Origin of the sequence: Pantoea sp. USMM079, assembly GCF_037153115.1 — a bacterium.
Taxonomy (GTDB): Bacteria; Pseudomonadota; Gammaproteobacteria; order Enterobacterales; family Enterobacteriaceae; genus Pantoea; species Pantoea communis.
In genome coordinates, this window is sequence record NZ_JBBCKX010000018.1 from 82,887 (window position 1) to 100,770 (window position 17,884).

Consider the following 17,884-nt stretch of genomic DNA (forward strand, 5'->3'; position numbering starts at 1 on the left):
GTCAATGTCATGTCCTGCAAGCGTTTTAACTATTAGCACTGTTTCCGTTCTGAAAGCAACGCCGCCTTTACTCTCTTTGCTACCACCGCCTATCGACTTCTCACCGACCCGCCCGTTGAAATCAGCGTTAGCTCACAGTTTCATCATGCGGTCTGAGCACGAAATAAAAATATCCTTGAGGAATAATCAAAACTTCGTGAATTCATGCCGTTATGAAAAGACTGCCAAGATAATTCGTGTGATTTTTATGACCTCAATCACACTCATCCCGCTTCTCAAACCGCCGGTGACACATTGCCTTTTTGATCCCCATCCCCCCAGTCATGGCGGGGTTTTGCGTCGCTTAAGCATAGCAAAAACGCCGGAAAAATTTAATACCGTATGTTGGTATACCAACTTTTGACATGCCAGAAATCTCAGTGTTATATCACTCCCCGACACACCAGATTAACAAACCGTTAACTTGAATGAGGTTCTGACCATGCATCCAGATATACGCAAGACGTTCGTTACCACCGAGACCATTTACTCCGACGGCGGCAAAGCGGCGACGACACCGCTGGTGATGATTGCGGCGGCTGCCGTGGTGAAGAATCCGTGGGCAGGTGAGGGGTTCGTGGAAGATCTCGCCCCTAAGATTCGTGAAATGGCACCCGTGTTGGGCGAGTTACTGACCGGGTTAATCGTGAAAGAAGCGGGCGGCGGCGACAAGGTTGTGGCTTATGGCAAAAGCGCCGTCGTTGGTCTGAACGGCGAACTGGAACACGCGTCAGCGCTGATTCACACCCTGCATTTCGGTAACCATTATCGCTCAGCGGTAAAGGGTAAAACCTATCTGGCCTTTAACAACACCCGCGGTCCAGCCAATACGCCCATTCTGGTGCCGATGATGGGCACTGATGACGAAGGCACGCGTGAGCACTACCTCACCATGCAGTTCAACATCAACGATGCGCCATTCAGCGATGAGATTGTGATCGCGTTGGGCGCGGCACTGGGCGGCCGTCCGCATCATCGTATCGGCAACCGTTACCTTGACCTGAAAGAGTTAGGCCATGACCAGAAAAACCCAGCAGCTATCTGAGTTAGGTCTCCAGGTGAGTTACCTGGAGGCTGGACAAGGCACGCCGCTGGTGTTGGTCCACGGCGTCGGCATGAACGCTGACGCCTGGTTCCCGCAAATGGACGTGCTGAGTCGCTATTTCCGCGTGATCGCGGTGGATATGCCGGGCCATGGCGAAAGCAGCGGTTTTCGCCATCCCGCCACCCTGAAAGATTACGTGCAGTGGCTGGCCCTGTTCCTGAAGACACAACCGGAATCCAGCTTTGCCGTGGCCGGACACTCAATGGGGGCGTTGATTACTGCCGGGATTGCCATCGATTATCCCCAGTTGGTGAATCACGCGATTGTGATGAGCGGCGTGTTTAAACGTAACGACTCTGCACGCAACGCCGTGTTGCAGCGGGCACAAGAGCTGGCCAGCGGTAATGTGCGGCTCGATGCCCCGCTGGATCGCTGGTTCAGTGATGATCACCACGAACAGCCCCTGCGTAAAAAAGTGGGCGCGTGGTTGCAGCAGGTGAATCTCGACGGCTATGCCCGCGCCTATCAGGCGTTTGCGGCCGGAGATCGCTTTTATTCAGAACGCTGGAACGAAATGCAATGTCCGGTGTTGGTGATGACCGGTGAACTGGATGCCAATTCGAATCCAGACATGACGCGCCAGATGGCCCAGGCCGCGCGCCAGGGGCAGGCGGTGGTGGTCGCTAACGCTAAACACATGTTGAATCTGACGGATGCCGACCGTGTGAACGAAGAGATTTTATCGTTCCTCAATCCGGTTGCTGCTGCCGTCACGCAAAAAGAGCCTGTAAAGGAGTAACTTATGGACGCAGATAAACGCAGACAGTTACGCGACGCCTTTGGCGCCTTCATGACCGGTGTCACTGTGGTCACCACCAACGATGCGCAGGGGCAGCCGATTGGTTTCACCGCCAATTCGTTTTCTTCGGTATCGCTCGATCCCGCGCTGCTGCTGGTGAGCATCGATAAGCGCTCCGCCAATTTCGACAACTTCACTCAGTGCCCGCACTTCGCTATTAACATCCTGGCGGAGCAGCAGAAAGAGACGTCGAACATCTTCGCGCAGAAGATTGCCGATCGCTTCTCATTGGTGAAGTGGCGTAAAGGGGAGTTCAACACGCCGCTGCTGGATGACAGCTCCGCCTGGTTTGAATGCGCGATGCATCAGGTGGTGGATGCCGGTGACCACGCGATCCTGATCGGCAAAGTTGAGCAGTTCGATTCCTGCGGCACCCCGGGGCTGGGCTACTATCGCGGCGCGTACTTCACGCCTTATCAGAATGCCGAGTCTCTGATTGCCGGGCCTAATGTGGTGGTCAGTGCGTTGATTGAGTCTGCGGGTCAGGCGCTGGTGGTGAAGAAAGAGAATGGTTATGGCCTGCCGTCGCAAACGGTGAATAACCGCAGCGTCAGTGAAACCCTGAAACAGGTGTTCGATGGACTCAACATCGAAGCCAGCCCGGGTTTTGTCTACTCCATCTGGGAAGACCGCCAGAAGAAACAGCAGCATATCGTGTTCCTCTGCGCGCAACCGACCGGCAGCACCTTGCCAGCGGTACAGCAGGGCGAATGGGTGGATGTCCACGCGCTGGCGCAACTGCCGGTACCGGACAGCGCGTTGAAATCGCTGGTGGATCGTTTCATCCGTGAAAATGCAGTGGGCAATTACGGCCTTTATTATGGCGATGAAGTTGAAGGCTCAGTGCGCCACTTCTTTGCTCCGTCGCATCAGGAGGTGGTATGAAACTTTCCCTGTTCCTGCACATGGAGCGCGTGTCAGCGGATGACGCGCAGGACCAGCTGTACGATGAAATGATGGAACTGTGTGAAATCGCGGATAAAGGCGGTTTGCACGCCATCTGGACCGGCGAACACCACGGTATGAACTTCACCATTGCGCCGAACCCGTTTATCAACCTGGTGGATATTGCCAGCCGCACGCAAAACGTCCGACTCGGCACCGGCACCATTATTGCGCCGTTTACCCATCCGATCCGCCTGGCGGGCGAAGCGGCAATGACAGACTTGATCACCAAAGGGCGTCTGGATCTCGGGATTGCACGCGGTGCGTACTCCTATGAATACGAGCGTTTGATGCCGGGAATGGATGCCTGGGAAGCGGGCCAGCGTATGCGAGAGCTGGTTCCGGCAGTGAAAGCGTTGTGGAAAGGGGATTACGAACACAAGGGTGAGTTCTGGAATTTCCCGTCTACGACGTCATCGCCACAGCCTAAACAGCAGCCGCATCCGCCGATCTGGGTCGCCGCCCGCGATCCGAACAGTCATGAGTTTGCGGTGAAGAACGGTTGCAACGTGCAATGTACGCCGTTGCATCAGGGGGAAGAGGAGATCACGCGCCTGATCACCACCTTTAAAGATGCCTGCCGTGAATACGCACCCGATCAGCCGCTGAAGATCATGCTGCTGCAGCATGGATTCGTCGCGGAGGATGAGGCAGATGCGCAGCAAGCCGCTGTTGAGCTCAATCGTTTTTATAACTACTTCGGCGCCTGGTTTAAGAACGAGCGCCCGGTTGAGCAAGGCCTGATTAAGCCGCTGACGGAAGAAGAGATCGCGGCGAACACTTATTACAGCGTGGAAGGGATGCGAAAAAACCTGGCGATCGGTAATCCTGACCAGGTGATCGCGCGCCTGAAAAACTATGAGGCGATGGGCTACGATGAGTACGCCTTGTGGCTGGACAGCGGTATGACCTTCGAGCGCAAAAAAGCCTCGCTGGAACGCTTTATTCAACACGTTGCACCTGCATTTCACTAAGCGGAGACGTCATGGAATCCTTCAAACTCTATATCGATGGCCAATTTGACGCAGGTGCAGCGAGTTTTACCTCGCTGAACCCGGCCACCGCTGAGCCGTGGGCCAATATAGCCGAAGCGCGCAGCGAGCAAACCGACCGCGCGGTCCAGGCGGCGGCTCGTGCTTTTGAATCTGACGTGTGGCGTGGATTAACCGCCGGTGCGCGCGGCAAATTGCTGTTGAAGCTGGCCGATTTGATTGAACGTGACGCGCCAAAACTGGCACGCCTGGAAACGCTCGATACCGGCAAAATCATCCGTGAAACCCAGGCGCAGATAGCTTACGTGGCAGAATACTATCGCTTCTATGCCGGACTGGCCGACAAGATGGATGGCGCCACGCTCAGCATCGACAAAGCCGATATGGAAACCTGGATCAAGCGCGAGCCGGTGGGGGTGGTTGCGGCCATTATTCCCTGGAACAGTCAGCTGTTTCTCTCCGCGGTGAAAATCGGGCCTGCCATCGCGGCCGGCTGTACGGTGGTGGTGAAAGCGGCAGAAGTTGCTCCGACGCCACTACTGGCCTTTGCGGAGTTGGTGCATGAGGCCGGTTTCCCGGCTGGCGTCATCAACGTGATCACCGGATTTGCTGAAGGATGTGGCACGGTGCTGACACAGCATCCGCTGGTTGATCACATTGCCTTTACCGGCGGAGCTGATACCGCGCGCCATATTATTCGCAACAGTGCAGAAAACCTGGCCAGTACCTCACTGGAATTAGGCGGAAAATCACCGTTTATCGTGTTTGCCGATGCCGATTTAGAAAGTGCAGCCAATGCGCAGGTGGCGGCCATCTTCTCCGCCTCAGGACAGAGCTGTGTGGCGGGCTCGCGTCTGTTGGTGGATGAGCAGATTAAAGATGCCTTTATTGAAAAGCTCACCAGCAAAGTGCGTGGGATTGTGATTGGCTGCCCGCAACAGCAGGAAACCCAGTTTGGCCCACTTTGTAGCGAGCGGCAGAAAAGCAATATCGAGCAGGTAGTGAGTCGCAGTATTGAGCAGGGTGCGCGTCTGGTGATCGGCAATCAGCCGATTGATTGCCCTGGTTTCTATTATCCGCCCACAATTCTCGATTGCAGCGCCGTACCGAATGCAGAAAGCGTGGTGCAGGAATTATTTGGACCGGTGTTGTCGGTGCTGACGTTTAAAGATGAAGCCGACGCGATTCGTTTAGCCAACGGCACAGAGTATGGTCTGGCGGCAGGCGTATTCACCCAGAACCTGACACGCGCCCATCGCGTCACGCGTAAGTTGCGCAGCGGCGTGGTCTGGCTGAATACTTATCGCGTGGTTTCACCGCTGGCGCCATTTGGCGGCTATGGTAAGTCTGGCTTTGGTCGCGAAGGCGGCATTGACGCGGCGCTGGAATACACCACGACGAAAACCGTGTGGCTGCGCACCAGCGATGAGCCGATTAGCGATCCCTTTATTATGCGCTGAGGGGTTAAGGTGCGCTGACATGCGCACCTTGCGGGAATCTGGTTTGCATTTATCAATGCGCGCTCTGCCAGAAATAACGTTGGAAATTTCAGCGTCGTTATTTATGACGACCGTCACAGGTACAGTTGTTAAGCATTAAATAGCACCGGGAGTCTTACCGCCAATTCTTTAATAAGAAGACGAAAAACCATTCGTCGGGATGGCTGTGGCTTTTTTTCGCGAGGAAGGTTTTACCCACATTAAAAAACAATCCCATTTTGAGAATTGGAGGGTATGGTGAATACACAACCACGTCAGAGTCAAATTATAGAAAATAAGTCAGTGGATTATGTCCCGGAATCGGAACGCCACGGTAAATCGCACAGTTTATTTACCTTGTGGTTCTGTACCAACATTGCACCGTTGGCGGTAGTCAGCGGCGCGATTGCCACCGAAACGTTTCATCTGAATGTTATTTCCGCGTTAACCGCGATTATTGCCGGTCATCTGTTTGGCGGGATCTTCCTTGCGTTAACCTCTGCGCAAGGGCCCAAAGTCGGCATTCCTCAAATGGTGCAGAGCCGCGCGCAATTTGGTCGCTACGGTTCGCTGCTGGTGATTAGCTTTACGACGGTGATTTATCTCGGGTTCTTTATCTCGAATATTTCGCTATCCGGTAAAGTCATCAACAACGTCTTTCCGTCGATGCCGGTAAGCAGTGCCACGGTCGTTGGCGCTATTCTTGCCACCGCCATTGGTATCGTCGGTTATCATTTTATCCATCGCATCAATAAAGTCGGTGCATGGATCATGGGTGCGGCGCTGATTTTGGGGCTGGCGCTGATGGTGTCACAGCCCTTACCGGCAGACTTTTGGTCTCGCGGCAGCATGAGCGCAGCAGGGTGGTTTGGCACTTTCTGCATAGGTGCGGTATGGCAAATCAGCTTCTCTCCCTATACCTCTGACTACTCGCGCTATCTGCCCGCCAATGTCGGTATTGCACGCCCGTTTATAGCCACTTACTTAGGCGCCTGCGGCGGTACCATTCTGGCCTTTATCTTCGGCATGATGGCGGTCAATATCGCACCGACAAGCGATGCGATGATGTCAGTGCGCCACGCCACTGGCTGGCTCGGACCGATTCTGATGGTGCTGTTCCTAGTCAATATTATCTGCCACAACTCAATGAATCTGTATGGCGCGGTATTATCACTGATCACCGCTGTGCAGACGTTCCGTCCACACTGGACGCCGGGTGCAGCGGTGCGTTTAGTGGTGTCATCGCTGGTATTAATGGGAAGCGTGTTAGTCGCGCTGGCGGCCTCGCAGAACTTTGTTTCGTTCTTTATTAACTTGATTCTGGCATTGATTGCGGTATTGATTCCGTGGATTGTGATTAATCTACTGGATTTTTATTATGTGAATAAGCAAAAGTATGACGTTGAAGCGATATTTCGTGCAGACGGCGGACGTTATGGATTGCTCAATACCCAGGCATTGCTGGTCTATTTCGCTGGAATCTTAGTGCAAGTGCCCTTTGTTGAAAATGCATTCTTTTCCGGTCCCTATGCGAATTTAATTCCGGGTGTGGATATTTCATGGATTATCAGTTTCGTGGTGACGAGTATAGCTTATCCGATATTTCATCGGAAAAATGAGTCCAGTCTGGTGAGCACCAGGAAAAGTAAGGCGTGAAGAGTAATACCCTAGAGTGAGGGCGTTATCGAGCTATTTGCGGGAGAAATCTCCCTCGGGTTACTCGAAAACGTTTAGTGAAACGCTATTTATTTTGCAGACCGGCATTCATGATGCCGGTCTCTGTAAAAGTTGGGGAAATTTCTACTACAGGCGTTACCAAGGCACTGTTTGCTCAGCACGATACCATCTTAAGTGTATTGGGAGCCCGAGCGTCATATTGATTTCAACAACTTGGCTGCAGCTTCAATTATGTTCTGCGTACCTTAACGCGTTAACACACCGAGTGAAGGCTTTTTCATTTCTAAACTATTCACAAGTTTCGCCCGCGGGCTGGCATGTCAATAATGATTCACTGCGTTTATAACTGCACTGCATCAGCGACAGTAAGCCGCTGAACTAGTGATATCCTTTTAGCCCACAACGCTGACATCGCTAGCAGTTTAGTAGTGCAGAGCTTGGCCCATCCTTATGCTGGTTCAGGCCTTTACATGCACGCGGATTCTAAGCGAAATTCTCATTCGGACGTGCTCTAACTCCATAGAGGAACAATCACGGACGCTTTCATCTACTAAATAGACCTTAGTCGCGGTGCCATTTTTCATACATGGCATTACCCGGGTACTCATGGATCACTATAAAGCGTAATTACTTAAAAATGTGAATTTTCTCAGGAAACTGTTGATTCTTTATTTTGAACCACGGGTCACCCATCTTCACGTATTTCTTCGCCTCTTTACTGCGTGCAATGACGCAGCCATCGCTATTTGACAGGATGGCCACCGGCTCGTTACGCAGGTCAGGCCGGAATACCTTTTCGGCGCTGGCGTAAAAGCTGTTTACGTCAATCAATCCGAACATGTCAGTTTCGCCCGCGAGGCGTATGAACGAAATGCGCCACCACGCCGAAAATTTCAAGCGTGTCCGGATCGGGAGTAATAACCGGATAGGCGGGATTCATGGGCTGGAGTACCGGTCCTTTGGGCGTAATCAGAAGACGTTTGACCGTAAACTCACCGTACAGCTCGGCAATAACGACATCGCCATGTTCAGGTTTTAGCGAGCGGTCAACAATCAGCAGATCGCCGTCATACAGACCAATGTCCTGCATGCTGTTGCCCTGCGCGCGCAAAAAAAAGGTGCTTGCCTTGTGAGCGATTAAATACTGGTTTAAATCAAGTTCCTGCTCCGCATAGTCCTGGCAGGGGGAAGGAAACCCGCACGGTACACGTTCCAGGAAAAGGGGCCTGAAGCTGGGCGGCGGAGTGTTCGCCGGTTTAATCAACTCGAAGGCGTTAAACACTGTAAAATTCCCGTCAAAATAGCTGTATGTATTTACAGTATTATTGGCTGGCTTTGAGAGCAATGCAAGACGGCACGGGTCACACATTGCAGTTAACGAAATACGCCCATTGATTTGTAATGGTTTATAGCGAAATGACAGCTCATATTTTCATCAAAACTTTACGGGCAGCGCCGAGTAAGGGCTGCAGAAGACTATCCACAGCTTTGCGCATCGGATGTGCAGAGAAGTTGTGGATAAAGGCCTCTCCGGAACTTGCGGGTCGTCAGCCTATGTCATCTTACCGGGGCCTGAGCCGGTAAATTAGTGGTGAATCCGTTTAACGATGTTATGCCGCATCGTCTTTTTTCTGGTTTTGAATAATAACGCGTCGCAGCGGATTTTAAACGGATAACTTATCCGGGTGCGAAGCGAGGGGGAAGGGGATGATATCTCCCTGAGAGGGTCCGAAATATCTCAGCGAAGTTGGTGTTACGTCGTGGGCGAAACCACTGCCGAAGTATAAATGAGAATATATCGCATTGCTGGCGTGGCATTGTGTCCCATAATGTGCAGTACATAACGCTGCGGGATATGCCCGGTGCGACAGGCCCTGACAGAGCTGCGGATACGATAGATGAAAGAATGCGGAATGGCATCGCTCTTACCATGGAGAAAGAATGCGTAAACTTTGCCGGCACTGCCGGGCGCAGCTCAGCAGGGAAGAATACTTTTGCTTTTATGACAGCTGCATGCCGTGCGAGGAATATCGTCAGACGAAAAATGACGAGCTGACTCTGCCCGTCAAGTCCCCACTGTGAGTCTTCTATACAATGCTGTTTATGGGGCGCCGTGCGCGCTTTAAATGTGCTGCCTGGCTGCGTGCGACCGGTCTGATGTGAACATGATTCGATGTCTGCTTTGACGGAAAGCGGATGTTGAACAAAGAATTAGTAATATTTTCAAAGTGCCTGTTATTTCTTTTGCTACCTAATTATTTAATGTTGCATACAGGTATCGTGTCATATATAAAGCAACGCACAATGCCGGGTGGAACACGCTGAAATCCAAAATCATGCGCACCCCGTTGTTTTGGCGGCCAGCAGCAGTCTTCGGATTGCTGCTGGTTATCTAATTATTCTGCTTCATATTCACTTTTTTCCGCTAAATATAATCAGTTCACCTTACGCTACGGTTATAGCTGCCATAAATTTACTCCTTTGTGGATTTAAAAAAAATCCAATAAATCATTAAATTAACTGGTTTTATTAACTCTTTACTTAGACAGGCATTAAAACCTGCAACGTTTTGTGCCCGCCTCTGCGGTTTTTGCCTGAGATTCGGCGAGGTTTTCACTTGTTACCAAGCCGGCAAAATTTAATTTTGAATGATTCATTTTCGCTTCGCTTATTCTCCCTGGTCTTGTGTAGTTTCTATTAAATACTACCGCTTCGCTTCATTAACATTTGACTGCAGACTAAAGTTAAAACGTAACCTAACCGGAACGGGAGTGATTATGTCTGAGCAAAAGATCAATACCGGCAATTTCGCGCAGAACCGGCAGCGGGCTGTTGAAGCGGGTCGTAAGGGAGGGCAGGTGAGCAGCGGCAATTTCCGTAATGACCCAGAGCGGGCAGCTGAAGCGGGTCGTAAAGGGGGGCTGATAAGCCGCCGGAATAAGCAGTAAGTGAGAATACCGTTCACGCCCCCGACGGGGTAGGATTTGAGAGCTGATGAGTTTTGAATGAATTTCATGCCTTAAAGGGGCGTGTATGAACACCGAAATCACAAACTTTTATATTTTCAGCGTTAATGAGGAAGATGGCTGTAGCTTTCTTCATCGGGCTCACTGCCACTTGGTACCAGGCATGAATAATCGAATTTTCATGGGATCGTTCTACACGCCGCTCCACGCCTGGCAGTATTTTCATGTCCAGAATCCGGACAGGCGAGCGGCATCCTGTCTTATCTGTATGAAAAGTAGCTGAGCTATATCTTTTCAATCAGCTCTTTACCCTGATGACGTGGCGTATTTACCTCCATAGATACGGGGTGCGATGAGAATACGCTTTCCGGTAAGACGGCGTCATGCGCGATTTATTCCGCGCGTTCAGGCGTGGTATCACCATTGGGCCACTCCCTAACAGCTGACGCCTTCAGCACCAGCGGCCTGCGGTCATGAATGTCCAGCATGCCCTTGTTACTGGCTGCGGTGACAATCAGAAAACCTTCATGCCCGTGCGGATCGTCATAGGGCGCTTTGCCGATGGCGGCAAAAAACAGCGGCTCATGCGTTTTGTGATAGCTGAGCTGGCAGTTGAGTTAATGCTACGCTATCTCCCGGATAAATCTCTATTTGCTAATTGAAACAGCTCATAAGGTCATCCCTCAGCCATGGCGGGCCGCAGCGTTTAAGATAGTTATGGAATTCCGAACATAGTGGGATATTCATATTTGATGTAATAAATAATGGGAGGATCATTACATCGCAAAACAATTCAGTTCGGCAATGCGCCTTTTATGCACTTATTACAGAAAAGTTCTAATTTGCACTTTGTAACAATGGCTTGCGCATGCGTAACGGTCGTCGCTCGGATCCCACCTATACTTTTTCCTGATTCAGTAATTCTTTTCACTCAGGTCCGTTAGGGCCTTGTTGCATAAGGTTAGTCATGATCACACTTCACCATGCTATCAAGATTGCCTCACCGCGTGCTGCAGTTTACACCGCTCTGACGGACATCGGCCAGATGGCCGCGTGGCACGCCGGTAAAGTCGAAGGCGACATCGCCGAAGGCAAGCTACTAACACTGCGTCCGAAAAACGACATTCATTTTAGCTGGCGTACTGAGAAACTAGAGATCAACACACACATTGTGCAAACCTCAGTGCTTGAAACCGGTAGTCAGTCAGGAAAAACCCTTACTTTCACGCTTTCCGACCTGCCGGACGGACGCACATTGGTACGGCTGACGCACGGCGAATGGGAGCAGGACGATAGCCATCTGCCGTTTTGCAACACATTTTGGGGCGAAGTGCTTTTTCAGCTGAAAACTTTTTTGGAAACTGATTAAGGAGAATCATGATGCCGCAAAAAAAACCAGATACCTACCGCGTCGTCAAACCGGGCGAACCCCACCCGCAGGGCTGGGACGTACCGCCGGTTAACGATCTTCGTTCGGCAATTGCCCTGCTTAAGACTCTGCCAGGTCAATATATTGAGACTGACCGCGAAGTTGATCCCATTGCTGAACTCGCGGGCGTTTATCGGCACATCGGTGCGGGCGGTACAGTAATGCGACCGACACGCATTGGTCCCGCAATTACATTCAATAAAATCAAAGGATTCCCTGACGCACGCGTGCTTGTGGGTGTAATGGCAAGCCGCGAGCGGGTTAGTGCGTTGTTAGGAGCGCCGGTACGAGAGTTAGGGATTCAGATGGCAGAAGCACGGAGGAACGTCACGCCGCCAGTGATCGTGGAGCAGGCGCCGTGTCAGGAAGTGATTTATCGCGCTGAAGATAAGGGTTTTGATCTACGCAAAATTTTGCCTGCGCCAACCAATACTAGCGAAGACGCCGGCCCTTACTTCTGTATGGGTCTTGTGCTCGGCAGCGATCCCGATGACTGCGATAACGTTGACGTTACTATCCACCGCCTCTGCGTGCAGAGCAAAGACGAACTTTCTATTTTCTTTGCTCCTGGGCGCCACATTGACGCATTTCGTCAAAAAGCTGAGGCTGCGGGCAAGCCGCTGGCGGTATCGATCAATATGGGACTGGATCCTGCCATCTACATTGGCGCGGAGTTTGAAGCCCCGACCACACCGTTTGGTTTTAATGAGTTATGTGTTGCGGGTGGGCTGCGCGGGCAACCGGTTGAACTGGTTGAGTGCCTCAGCGTCAAACAGCGTGCTATCGCCCGTGCAGAGATTGTGATTGAGGGGGAGATCATGCCAAACGTGCGTGTTGCGGAAGATCAGAACACTCATACTGGTAAGGCGATGCCAGAATTTCCCGGATATACCGGTGAAGCGAATTCTTCACTCCCAGTCATCAAGGTTAAGGCAATCACAACGCGGAAAAATCCAATTCTGCAAACTCTAGTGGGGCCAGGAGAAGAGCACGTCAGTCTGGCGGGCATTCCTACTGAAGCGAGTATTCATATCGAATGTGAAGACGCATTGCCGGGACTGGTAAAAAATGTTTATGCTCACAGCGCTGGCGGCGGTAAGTTTCTGGCTGTGCTACAAGTAAAAAAACGCAATTCCGGCGATGATGGGATGACACGTCAGGCTGCATTAATTGCGCTGGCGGTCTACCGTGAATTGAAGAATGTGATTCTTGTGGATGAAGATGTCGACCTATTTGATACCGACGACGTGCTTTGGGCAATGCAGACACGCTATGTCGGCGATCTTGATACGGTTTTTGTTCCGGGTGTAGCAGGTCACGTGCTGGATCCCTCCCAGCAGCCGTTTTACGATCCGCGCCTAACCGCAAAGGGCACAACAAGTAAAACGATATTTGACTGTACCGTACCTTACCACCTGAAGGAGCACTTTGTTCGTGCGCAATTCAAAGAGGTTGATCCCAGCTTATGGGCGCCAGAGCTGTTTACTAATAAAGAGGGTTAAAACGCGTAAAAGCCCGGGAAACTCAACGTGTCCACTTGGAACGTTATACGGACACGTTGTGTAGGCAGCTACAGATATTGCAGATCGACAATGCCTGTGAAAAAAATCATGGTGTAAATTGTGAGGCAACATTATTTAAGCGCATTCTACAGTAAGTAAAAAATTGAACTCTACATTTACATAATATATCCAACCTAAATAACCCTTACTTTAAATTAATTATGAATATCCTGATAGTGTGATGATTCAATGAAATTCATCACCACAATGTCAATAGAATAATTCAAGATAATTAAGTTTTACTGGCATTGATATAGCTGAAAGATAATTTATTTTTTGCTTTGGAGAGTACTGCACAACCTCGACTGCAGGCTAGCCTGCAGTCGAGGTTGTATTATCACTGAGCAGTCAGTTTACCACCAATAACCATATATTTTTTCTGATTGTCTGGGCCAACCATTTCGCTGATTGGTTTATTTAATTTAAGTGTTTCGCCGTCGTTCATTATTACCGATCGGTAACTTCCAGGGTTATTAGGATCTCCTATGCCTTTGTATTTAGCAATATAGGGATAACGAAAAATGGGCCGAGAATAAATTGTTTTTAATGCAGGCGCAGCCACTGGTATGCTGGGCTTTTGCATACCATGAAATTGTAATGAGGCATTTTTGGGCGGTCTTGAATCCAATGGATTATGTATCGGCGGCAATCCTTGCATGCCTGGCATGTTGGGGCTTTTTTCAGTTTTCCCGGCATAGATTATTTGTGGCGCAATGCCCTGTTCAGTCCATTGCATTAATGCGGTTAGTAAATCGACCTGATCAGGGCCCTCTCCATTTCCACAGTGAGCAACACCGGGCAACATAAATAGTCTAAGGAAGCTGTCTACATTATCAGCGCCCATAAATTTTTGCACACCTTCGAAGTAAGCTATCGTACCGGCGGGAGAGATAGAATCATCTGCAAGACCATGCCAAACAATAAGCTTACCGCCATTGTCTCTGAATGGTTTCAAATCCGTGTTAGTAGCGTTATATAGAGGAGCTAGTTCAGAAACTTTGGAAAAATTTTGGCTGTTAAACGCGAAATCCCCTATCTTGTTCAACGCCTGTTTGCCACCAGGAAACAAAACATACTCTAGTGCTGGCAAAGCCATCATTTCAGATAATGAGTGGCCTCTTGATGTCTCAGGTACTGGCCAGCGTAGCTCTGATCCAATAGGCAATCCATCCGGCACGTATTGCTGCCCGTTCTGACCATTGGCGCCTCGATAGAGCCTTTCAACAACATCCAGTTCTTCTGAAGTCAGACAATCGCTTTTGTTGAGTTGTTCAGGCTTACACTGTTTAATCCAGTTGCGAGAGAATCTACATGCAAAAGGATTTTGCAATACGCCGTCTTGTAAGCCGGATAAAGCTGAACAGTGTTCAACGGCCGCTTGATGAATGAGGGGGAGCTGTCTCTGGAGCAAAATTGCCGAACCATCAGCCCGAAGATTTGCTGCAACATTCCAGCCGTGAAAAAAAGAATTTTGCATTGAGAACCAAGCTGCCGGCGCGCCGGCGCTGATGCCGTTAAAGTCATGTGGGTAGCGCTGAGCTTCAATGAGTGCTTCGCGCCCACCATCTGAACAACCCATAAAATATGCATATTTTTGCTGCTGCCCGTAATAGGCCTTAATTAACGCCTTGGTAAACTGAGCAGTAACGTGATTCGCTCGATAAGCAAAGTCGATTCGTTTCTGTGGATTTTCTGCCCATGATGCATCCATCATACTTCCAGAATGCCCCATATTGGATGCGGCGACAGCAAATTCTCCATTCATTGCGGGTATGCAGCCACTGGCATTTGAGAGGCCGAGGTTAATATTGCCACATAATCCACCGCAGCCTACTTGCAAAATTCTCTGCGTCCACTTTGCCTGAGGTAACGCTACTTCAACGCCTATTTCAGGTGACAGTGTAGCGCTGATTTTGCAGAAGGTACCCTGTTGGGTAGTCAGCAGGGTGGCACTAGTGATGTTTACATTTGCATCAATTCCTTTACCAAATTTCTGGGTACCAAGCTGAGCACAGGATAAGACCGGTTTTATCGTGGCCAATGATTGTGCAAACGAAGCAGTAGGTAACAATGCCAGAAACAGGATTGAGGTAAACATTACCTTTATAAAATTCCCGAAAGAAATGGAAAAATTCATTGTGTTCTCTCTAATGATGTTCATTATCAATCTTACCATTTTTTTTAAATTGACTGGTTAACCTAGTGTTAGGATAATGCTTGCAAATTGAAAATAAATTATCGCACAGTTATTGTTGTACTAATTAGCGAGTTGAAAAATAAATAGCTAAATTACCTTATTCTCAGCCCGAATTATTCCCTAACTTTTATCGCACGAACTCCTAAACTGACTTCATTTTCCATATGAGAAGGTTACATATATAGTAGTATAATTTAACCTTCGCAAACGTGTTGAGAGAAAGTGAGGAATGTAATAAACGCTCCGGTCATGCTCCTCTTAGGTGAGGCGGTGTTCTTTGATAGCGTAGTTAAGTAGAATGGGATAGGAATCATGAGCAGAGCCTGAAATATTATATCAAAAATAAATAAGAGCAGGCTTTTAGTTTTAAAATTGTCAGTGCGACTTAGGGATATTCCAACTTAATGCGGGCGAGGCATAATTATCATCAATTATTAATAAAACCGGACCAGCTGCCAACTAGTCCGGGTTAACTAATTTTGTCAGATTGATAGCTTTAAGGAACACCTCTGTTCAGGATGCGTAAAAAGTCTTCTTTGCCCGTTATGATAGATAATGCATTTGCAATAATTTCATCACTGAAAATAGATGCTATTTCTCTGAGTACATCAATGTGCTCTTTTTCTCGTGCAATGACTCCAATAGCAATGAACATAACATTGCTACGATCCCATCTGACCCCATCAGGGAACTGGAATATCTCAATGCCTGTGTTGAGAATTATTCCCGTTGCTGATTTTGGCAAGTGGGGTAAGGTAATACCATTTCCGAGAAAGGTTGAAACTTGATTTTCTCTCTCATTGAGGAAAGTGATGCATTCACGGTCAACATAACCTTTGTCATGAAAAGCTTTGCCTACCATAGAGATCACATCTGATTTATTTCTGGCTTTACAGTCAAGATGTATGTTGTCTTCAGTAATATTCTCAATCATGCTTTGGTTCCTTTGCAATTCCAGCTACTGAGATGTTTACTCTTTCGGGCGCTGATAATTCCATCTCAAGCTGTTCAAGTGATTTATTCGACGTTTCCGGTACTGAGGTTTTCACAAAAATAATTGCAAGATAGTTGATAACAGCAAAAATTAAAAATACAGAGCCAAGTCCAATTTTCGCTTCAAGAAGTGGAAAGAGGTAGCTCACAATCGAGTTTGTTACCCATAGGAAGAAAACGGCAATACCCATGGCGAATCCACGATATTTCAACGGGAACAACTCGGCCAGTACGACCCATGTCAAAAAGCCCATAGTACATTGCATAACGCCAGTAAAGAGCGCACCAAGTAACCAAATTGCGGTTGCTTTGATATCGCCAACCAGGAAATAGTCAGCAGCAGCAATAATTAGGTGCAGGGTGGCCATTGCAAAAAAACCAAAAGTAATCAGTGATTTTCGTTTGAAGCGGTCAACGAGATATAATACACCAATCAACATCCCCCCGACTGAAAAAACACCATTTAGAACATTGCACACAAGAGCTGTCTGCTCTGAGAAACCTGCCTGTTTGAGAATATCTGTACCATAGTAAAGAATAACATTCACACCTGTGGTTTGCTGAAGTGCGGCCCAGACCACCCCAACAATAATCAGTTTTAGCAACCATGGTGTGCTAAGTATTGTTTTAAAATAACTCTGAGAATGTATCTTATTAGACTTCTCATATTTTAGCATTTTAATAATATCATCGATTTCTTTTTCCGCTCTTGCAGCAGGGCGTACTTGTTTCATAATCGCAAGTGCTTCTGCATGGCGTCCTTTACTGGCTAACCAGCGCGGACTTTCAGGCGCACGCAACATGCCTACAAGTAGACAAACAGCCGGTATAGCCTGCACCGCTAGCATATATCGCCATACTTCTGGTAAATGACCCCAAAAATAACCAATAACTGCATTTATTGAATATGCAAGGAACATACCAATAATAATAGCTACTTCATTTATTCCCGTAAGTTTCCCCCTCATTTCGGTCGGAGCAACTTCTGATATAAAGGTAGGAGCAGTAACTGAAGCCCCCCCTACGGCATAACCGAGTATAAATCGGGCAGCGAGCAGTAAAACTATATTTGGAGCAACTGCGGAAAGCAGGGCGCCCAGCAGAAAGAAAATTGAAAGAAATAATAAGTATTTTCTGCGACCGAAATAGTCCGCAAACAGGCCGCCACAAATCCCGCCAATTGCAGCACCCAGTAATAGCACGCTCATGACAAGCCCTTCAGTAGCTGCGGTTAGCTGCATACTGCTTTTCAATGAAGTGAACGCCCCATTGATTACTCCTGTATCATAACCAAAAAGTAAACCACCGAAGGTGACGGCAAGAGTAACCTGATGTAATCGTTTTCTCTGTGTCTGATTGAGATTCATAGCCAATGACATGATCTTCACCTTTTATTTTTTGATAATCGGATAAATAATATTTTTTTATGACCCCTCCATGGGTCTTTTCGTCATTTTTCAGTAACGCATCCATCGGTTCTATCAGAAATTATTTCTACAGCGTCAATTCTTTTTTGAACGCCTGAAGCGCCTCAGTCGAGTCCCCGGACGCCCATCCTTCCAGCGCGACCACGCCCGTGTAGCCGATTTCGCTCAGCGCGCGCGCCACGGCCGGATAGTTAATTTCACCGGTACCCGGCTCTTTACGCCCCGGTACGTCCGCGACCTGCACCTCGCCGATGTGCTGGCCGCAGCGGCGGATG

Annotated in this window: 16 protein-coding genes and 1 pseudogene; 9 read left to right on the forward strand and 8 right to left on the reverse strand. The window is 49.0% G+C overall.

Annotated features, from left to right (window positions below; all coding sequences use genetic code 11):
* Window positions 1–481: 481 nt before the first annotated feature.
* From WFP70_RS19470 to WFP70_RS19495, 6 genes are all read left to right on the forward strand, one after another.
* Window positions 482–1,084: an amino acid synthesis family protein gene (locus WFP70_RS19470; RefSeq protein ID WP_034827626.1), complete on the forward strand. Its 603-nt coding sequence runs from the start codon at window positions 482–484 to the stop codon at window positions 1,082–1,084.
* On the forward strand, window positions 1,056–1,883 hold the full coding sequence (locus WFP70_RS19475; protein WP_337024137.1) for an alpha/beta fold hydrolase: 828 nt from the start codon (window positions 1,056–1,058) through the stop codon (window positions 1,881–1,883). Before WFP70_RS19470 ends, WFP70_RS19475 begins: the two co-directional genes overlap by 29 nt.
* Window positions 1,884–1,886: 3 nt before the next feature.
* A complete protein-coding gene (locus tag WFP70_RS19480) occupies window positions 1,887–2,828 on the forward strand; it encodes a flavin reductase family protein (RefSeq protein WP_337024138.1) in 942 nt (313 codons plus the stop codon).
* A complete protein-coding gene (locus WFP70_RS19485) occupies window positions 2,825–3,862 on the forward strand; it encodes an LLM class flavin-dependent oxidoreductase (protein WP_034827619.1) in 1,038 nt (345 codons plus the stop codon). The genes WFP70_RS19480 and WFP70_RS19485 overlap by 4 nt, the downstream gene beginning before the upstream one ends.
* 11 nt (window positions 3,863–3,873) lie before the next feature.
* Window positions 3,874–5,340, forward strand: coding sequence for an aldehyde dehydrogenase (locus tag WFP70_RS19490; protein ID WP_337024139.1), 1,467 nt, complete (start codon window positions 3,874–3,876; stop codon window positions 5,338–5,340).
* Between the two features lie 273 nt (window positions 5,341–5,613).
* Window positions 5,614–7,014: a purine-cytosine permease family protein gene (locus tag WFP70_RS19495; RefSeq protein WP_337024140.1), complete on the forward strand. Its 1,401-nt coding sequence runs from the start codon at window positions 5,614–5,616 to the stop codon at window positions 7,012–7,014.
* A 604-nt stretch (window positions 7,015–7,618) separates the two neighbouring features.
* On the opposite strand, the pseudogene WFP70_RS19500 reads toward WFP70_RS19495, so the two are convergent.
* Window positions 7,619–7,875 (reverse strand): annotated as a pseudogene (locus WFP70_RS19500) (Y-family DNA polymerase); the annotation flags it as partial.
* Between the two features lies 1 nt (window position 7,876).
* Window positions 7,877–8,317, reverse strand: coding sequence for a translesion error-prone DNA polymerase V autoproteolytic subunit (umuD, locus tag WFP70_RS19505; protein ID WP_337024141.1), 441 nt, complete (start codon window positions 8,315–8,317; stop codon window positions 7,877–7,879).
* 1,495 nt (window positions 8,318–9,812) lie between these two features.
* Between umuD and WFP70_RS19510 the strand changes: the two genes are divergently transcribed.
* Window positions 9,813–9,983 (forward strand): general stress protein, encoded by a 171-nt coding sequence (locus WFP70_RS19510; RefSeq protein ID WP_337024142.1) that lies wholly within the window; start codon window positions 9,813–9,815, stop codon window positions 9,981–9,983.
* A gap of 64 nt (window positions 9,984–10,047) precedes the next feature.
* On the opposite strand, the gene WFP70_RS19515 is transcribed toward WFP70_RS19510, so the two are convergent.
* Window positions 10,048–10,227 carry a hypothetical protein gene (locus WFP70_RS19515; protein ID WP_337024143.1) on the reverse strand — a complete coding sequence of 60 codons (180 nt, stop codon included), beginning with the start codon at window positions 10,225–10,227 and terminating at the stop codon, window positions 10,048–10,050.
* A gap of 166 nt (window positions 10,228–10,393) precedes the next feature.
* Window positions 10,394–10,579 carry an SOS response-associated peptidase family protein gene (locus tag WFP70_RS19520; protein ID WP_337024153.1) on the reverse strand — a complete coding sequence of 62 codons (186 nt, stop codon included), beginning with the start codon at window positions 10,577–10,579 and terminating at the stop codon, window positions 10,394–10,396.
* Between the two features lie 389 nt (window positions 10,580–10,968).
* Between WFP70_RS19520 and WFP70_RS19525 the strand changes: the two genes are divergently transcribed.
* Window positions 10,969–11,370 (forward strand): SRPBCC domain-containing protein, encoded by a 402-nt coding sequence (locus WFP70_RS19525; RefSeq protein ID WP_337024144.1) that lies wholly within the window; start codon window positions 10,969–10,971, stop codon window positions 11,368–11,370.
* An 8-nt stretch (window positions 11,371–11,378) separates the two neighbouring features.
* Window positions 11,379–12,932, forward strand: a complete 1,554-nt coding sequence (locus tag WFP70_RS19530; protein ID WP_337024145.1) for a UbiD family decarboxylase — start codon at window positions 11,379–11,381, stop codon at window positions 12,930–12,932.
* A 397-nt stretch (window positions 12,933–13,329) separates the two neighbouring features.
* Here the strand turns inward: WFP70_RS19530 and WFP70_RS19535 are convergent, their stop codons facing one another.
* The 4 genes from WFP70_RS19535 to WFP70_RS19550 all read right to left on the reverse strand — a co-directional run.
* Window positions 13,330–15,129 (reverse strand): tannase/feruloyl esterase family alpha/beta hydrolase, encoded by a 1,800-nt coding sequence (locus WFP70_RS19535; RefSeq protein ID WP_337024146.1) that lies wholly within the window; start codon window positions 15,127–15,129, stop codon window positions 13,330–13,332.
* Window positions 15,130–15,685: 556 nt separating this feature from the next.
* Window positions 15,686–16,123, reverse strand: coding sequence for a PTS sugar transporter subunit IIA (locus tag WFP70_RS19540; RefSeq protein ID WP_337024147.1), 438 nt, complete (start codon window positions 16,121–16,123; stop codon window positions 15,686–15,688).
* Window positions 16,116–17,561 carry a sugar porter family MFS transporter gene (locus WFP70_RS19545; protein ID WP_337024148.1) on the reverse strand — a complete coding sequence of 482 codons (1,446 nt, stop codon included), beginning with the start codon at window positions 17,559–17,561 and terminating at the stop codon, window positions 16,116–16,118. The genes WFP70_RS19540 and WFP70_RS19545 overlap by 8 nt, the downstream gene beginning before the upstream one ends.
* A 115-nt stretch (window positions 17,562–17,676) precedes the next feature.
* Window positions 17,677–17,884, reverse strand: a 208-nt coding sequence (locus WFP70_RS19550; protein WP_337024149.1) for a TIM barrel protein, incomplete at its 5' end; no start/stop codon positions are given.